Raw genomic sequence first — 3,514 nt, 5'->3', positions numbered from 1 at the left:
GAGTTTGGCGATCCTTCGCGCCCCCCTCTGCCCTGCCGGGCATCTCCCCCACAAGACAAGGGGGGAGATTGGCAGCTTCGACGCCGAGCGCGGTCTTTTCGCGAGTGCATCCGGCAAGGGTTCGCACTTCGGCTGCAATGCTGTATCCAGCCCGAAATTCAAGGAGCCTTCGATGACCTCACACCTCGACGACGCCGGCATGGCGGCCGATGACGAGCGCGCCAGCGACGACGACACCAAGTGGCAGGGCGATGTTCGCGCCGGCGTGCGGCAGGTGCGCGATCTGGATTCGCTGCCGCTTTCGCCAGCCGAGCGCGCCGCGGCTCAAGCCGCGGCCACGCGCCATAAGGTTCGCATCCCAAAAGCCTATCTCGATCTGATCGACTGGAGCGACCCCGCCGATCCGATCCGGCTTCAGGTCATCCCGTCGCCCGAAGAGCTGGCTGAGCAGGAAGGCGAGCTCGACGATCCGATCGCCGACCACGCCTTCAGTCCGGTGCCGCGATTGACGCATCGCCATGCCGGCCGAGTCCTGCTGTTTGCGACCTACCAGTGCGCGGTCTATTGCCGGTTCTGCTTCCGCAAGGAGTCGCTAACCTCGATCGGCCGGGGTTTTTCGCGCGAGGCGCTGGAGCCGGCCTTCGCCTATATTGAGGCCCATCCCGAGATCCGCGAGGTGATCCTCACCGGCGGCGATCCGCTGTCGCTGCCGGACAAGGCGCTGGCGGAAATCCGCGCCCGCATCGAGGCGGTTCCGCATGTGCGGCTCTTACGCATCCACACCCGCGTGCCCGTCGCGCTGCCGTCGCGCGTCACATCGGGGCTGGTTCGTTCCCTGCAGGGCCGGCTGATGGTCACAGTCGTCACCCATTTCAACCACGCGCGGGAGATCACGCCGGCCACCGAGCAGGCCTGCCGCGCGTTGCGGCATGGCGGCTTCGTGCTGCTCAACCAGAGCGTCCTGCTGAAAGGCGTCAACGACACGGTCGAGGTGCTGGAGGAGCTGTGCCGCGAGCTGATGTACCGCCTCGGCGTGAAACCCTATTACCTGCACCACGGCGACCTCGCGCGCGGCATGGCGCATCGGCGCACCACGATTGCCGAGGGACAGGCGCTGGCCAGCGCCTTGCGGGCGCGCCTGTCGGGCATCTGCAACCCCGTCTACGTGCTGGACCTGCCGGACGGCGGCGGCAAAGTGCCGCTCGGCCCATCCTATGTCGAGGCGCGGGACGGCGAGACGTGGCGGATTCGCGGGCAGGACGGTGAGCTGAGGACCTATACCGAGCTCTCCGGCGATCCTTGAAGGCTTGGTTCCTCGCCCCGCGAAGCGGGGCAGGGCATCGCATATGAGAACTGCCCCCTCATCCGGCCGCGGAGCCTGTCCTCGGGCTTGCCGGAGGCAAGACCCGTGGGCGGCCACCTTCTCCCCGGCGGGGAGAAGAGAGAAGCGTCAGCACTGGCTCCTCTCCCCTTGGGGAGAGGTCGGATTGCCCCGAATTGCCCTTTGCAATTCGGTTGGCAATCCGGGTGAGGGGGCCATTTGCGATAGCCCTCCCGTTAGGCGGCGGAGAGGTGGCTCGGCGAAGCGGTCGGAGAGGCGGCCCTCCTCGAGCGCGAAGCTCCAACTGCCGCACCTGGTTGGAACCGGATCCAATGCCTCGCATTTCTAGAGATGACGGGGCAAAGGAGCGCAAGGTGAAAGCTTTATCGGCGGTACTTGGCGGCTTTGTGCTGACGCTGGCGGTTTTCGCCAGCGGACTGGTCTTCGCCGTCTGGATTCTTTACGCCGAGCCGGTGCGGCAGGCCGCTCCGACCTCCAGCGTTGCCGAGCTGTGGCCGAGGGAGCCGCGGAAGGTGAACCCGGCGTCGCAGCGTCTTGAGCGCCTTCCCGCCCGCGAGGTCCCAGAGGTCGCAGAGGTCCCGGTTGATCAGGTCCCAGTCGATCAAGTCCCAGTTGATCGCTCCTCGAAACCTGCCGATGCCGCAGCTTCGGCGCCCGACCCCACCGCTACCGCCTCTATCAAGCCGGCAACGCCGGCAACGGACGAGCAGCAGACTATGCCCGCCGCCCATGTGGAATGGTGCGCAAGCCGCTACCGCTCCTACAGGCCAAGCGACGACCACTACACATCCTACAGCGGAGAGCAGCGTCCCTGCATCTCGCCCTATCTCGAAGCCGGCGCAGCCGAGCGAGTCCCACAGCCTGCCCACGATAGCGCCAGCTATGTCGAGGCGACCGAGACGTGGTCGATGGACGGCGATGTTCCGGCGGATGAGGGTGCATCGTATGGGGATGGCGCCTGGCTTCCGCCCGACCACGTGGAATATTGCTTCAGCCGCTACCGCTCCTATCGGCCGGAAGACAACAGCTACCAGCCCTATTCCGGCGGCCCGCGCCGGCAGTGCCATTAGGCGAGGGCAGGACGGGCTGGCGGCCGCAGTGCATGGCGCCTTGTGCGACCCCACCCTACCATCACGCAGATTTCTTGGATCGTTCGGGTTGGCGCGGCGTTCATCCGATAGCCAAAGGAGGAATCAACATGGGCGACGACCGGGAAGACAAGATTCGTGAGCGCGCATACCAGATCTGGGAACGTGAAGGCCGCATCCATGGCGATCCCGAGCGGCACTGGCACCGGGCCGAGGCCGAAATCGACAGGGAGGCAGCCCTGCCGCTGACGGCAGGCGATGCCCTGCCGGAAACCCGCGAGGTCGCGAGCTCCGACGTCTTGACGGTAGAGGCCCTGGCGGTGCGCACCGGCATATCGGGCGATCAGGCGCAGGAGCTGATCGACAGGCTGGGAAACGACCGGGCGGCGATCGAACAAGCCGCGCGCAACCTCAAGGGGAAGCAGCGGCTCGGCGAGTGATCAGAAAACTCAAAGACGGAAAATACCGCCTCTATTCGCGCAAGAAGGACGAAAAGACCAGCAAGCGCCGCAATGTCGGGACGCTTGACAGCCGCGAGGCTGCGGAGAAACACGAACGCGAGGTGCAGTATTTCAAGAGGCATTGAGAGCGCGAGCCGTCGCTTGCCGGGCAGCCGCGTATCACCGCGCCGCTCCCGACGATGGCGCCAGCTATGTCGGGGCGAGCGACACGCCGCCAACGGATGGCAACGTCCCGCCGGGTGAACCGGCGCCGCCCAGCTTTCGCCCGCCGCCCAGCTTTCGCCCGACCACGTGCAATATTGCTTCAACCGCCACCGCTCCTATCGGCCGGAAGATAGCAGCTACCAACCCTATTCCGGCGGCCCGCGCAGGCAGTGCGAGTAGGCAGGCGCCTCGCGCGCCTGTCGGGCATTGGCAAACTACGTGCTGGACTTGCTAGAAGGCGGAGGGAAGGCGCCGCTCGGGCCGTGCTATGTCGAGGCGCGGGACGGTGAGGCGTGGCGGATACGCGAGATCGAGAAGAAATGCCTCGGTTAAGGACTGTCTTTATTCAAGCCACGGCGTCCAGAGAAGTCGGATATCCGTGAACGGCCTGTTTTGACCCAAGGACGAAGCCGCTCGCG

General features: G+C 65.9%; 4 protein-coding genes and 1 pseudogene. All 5 read left to right on the top strand.

The genetic code is table 11. The features are described from left to right. Positions 1-199: 199 nt before the first annotated feature. Positions 200-1,303 carry a KamA family radical SAM protein gene (locus tag NMG80_RS36895; RefSeq protein WP_436798765.1) on the top strand — a complete coding sequence of 368 codons (1,104 nt, stop codon included), beginning with the start codon at positions 200-202 and terminating at the stop codon, positions 1,301-1,303. A 392-nt stretch (positions 1,304-1,695) separates the two neighbouring features. Further along, positions 1,696-2,412, top strand: a complete 717-nt coding sequence (locus NMG80_RS36890) for a BA14K family protein (protein WP_254022692.1) — start codon at positions 1,696-1,698, stop codon at positions 2,410-2,412. Between the two features lie 128 nt (positions 2,413-2,540). After that, positions 2,541-2,870, top strand: coding sequence for a DUF2934 domain-containing protein (locus NMG80_RS36885; RefSeq protein WP_254022691.1), 330 nt, complete (start codon positions 2,541-2,543; stop codon positions 2,868-2,870). Then, positions 2,867-3,016: a hypothetical protein gene (locus tag NMG80_RS36880; RefSeq protein ID WP_254022690.1), complete on the top strand. Its 150-nt coding sequence runs from the start codon at positions 2,867-2,869 to the stop codon at positions 3,014-3,016. The genes NMG80_RS36885 and NMG80_RS36880 overlap by 4 nt, the downstream gene beginning before the upstream one ends. Positions 3,017-3,173: 157 nt before the next feature. After that, positions 3,174-3,275 (top strand): annotated as a pseudogene (locus NMG80_RS36875) (BA14K family protein); the annotation flags it as partial. Positions 3,276-3,514 lie beyond the last annotated feature (239 nt).

Source organism: Mesorhizobium escarrei, assembly GCF_935825525.1.
GTDB lineage: Bacteria > Pseudomonadota > Alphaproteobacteria > Rhizobiales > Rhizobiaceae > Mesorhizobium > Mesorhizobium escarrei.
This window is presented reverse-complemented; position numbering and strand designations above follow the sequence as displayed.

Bases quoted from the DNA above. Each gene is read 5' to 3' on its own strand.
- NMG80_RS36895 (WP_436798765.1), top strand. From the start codon at position 200: ATGGCGGCCGATGACGAGCGCGCCAGCGACGACGACACCAAGTGGCAG.
- NMG80_RS36885 (WP_254022691.1), top strand. From the start codon at position 2,541: ATGGGCGACGACCGGGAAGACAAGATTCGTGAGCGCGCATACCAGATC.